At 59.5% G+C, this 1,086-nt stretch carries 1 protein-coding gene; it reads right to left on the reverse strand.

The window, feature by feature from the left end; translation table 11 throughout:
• Window positions 1-1,086: type IV secretory system conjugative DNA transfer family protein (locus tag B5F94_RS15900; RefSeq protein ID WP_087331559.1), on the reverse strand; the 1,086-nt coding region annotated here is incomplete at both ends.

Here is a 1,086-nt window from a genome sequence, read left to right on the forward strand (position 1 = left end):
TCGTGCTCATCCTGTTCACGGCACGCCGCTTTCTGCTTTGACGGCTGTGCCAAGTGATACAGGGGATGGTCCTCCAGGCGGTATTTCTCCACCTCCTTTGGTGCGCCGCCCCGTGTAAACAGCCACGCATGGTTTAAGGGCATGTTCAGAATGGTGTGGACAGACTTGTTGGCCTTGACGGAGATGTACCGGGCCGTTGCCAGCTCCTGTCCGCCCAGGTAGAGCAGGTGGTCGCAGTTGCTCAGAATGGTAACGGCCTTGTCGTGCCCGTATGCGGCCTCCAGCTGTGCAAGGCTCTGGAGGATGATGCTGACGCTGATCTCCCGGGAGCGGATGACGGAACTGATCTGGTCGAAGTCAGCGATGCACCCTGCGGCTCCGGCGGCGAAGTCGTCCAGGATAAGGCGGACCGGGATGCGCAGACGGCCGCCCGGGCACTGGTCGGCATGGCGGCAGAGATTTTGAAGCGCCTGGGTGTAGAACAGCGTTACCAGAGCGTCCATGGACCGGTCTGTGTCGCTGATGGTCAGGAACACGGCTGTCTTGCGGTCGCCAAGGCTCTGGAAATAGATTTGGCTGAAGTTGGTAAACAGCTTCTGTGCCCCATGGAAGGCAAAGGGGGACAGCTTTTCCGCCAGGAACGCCTGGATGCTGGCATAGGTCCTGGGGGACTTCTGGATGTTGCGGAGCATCTGATACTGCGCCGCCGCGAAGCTGTCAGGGGCGAAGGTGCAGACCTCCTCGAACAGCCGGTCAAAGCTGCCGTTCCCCATCTCCCGCAGGAGCCGGATCACACTGCCCAGATGATGCTCCTGGCGGGGAAGATACTCCAGCACATAGGAAATCATGGCTGAAAGCGCCATCTGGGCGGCCTGCTCCCAAAACGGGTCGTTCTTTGTCTTGACGGGAGAGAGGGCGGCGGCGATTTGAAGAATGTCCTGCTCATGGCAGCACCTACGCTTTTGGTCGCGGCGTACATACATGAGCGGATTGTACCCATAGGAAGAAGCGGCACAATCCTGGAAGTTGATCTCGATGACCTGATAGCCGTTCTTCCGCAGGGCCCTGCCGGTCTTTTTGCACAGG

The organism is Flavonifractor sp. An4 (genome assembly GCF_002161755.1).
GTDB lineage: Bacteria > Bacillota > Clostridia > Oscillospirales > Oscillospiraceae > Flavonifractor > Flavonifractor avicola.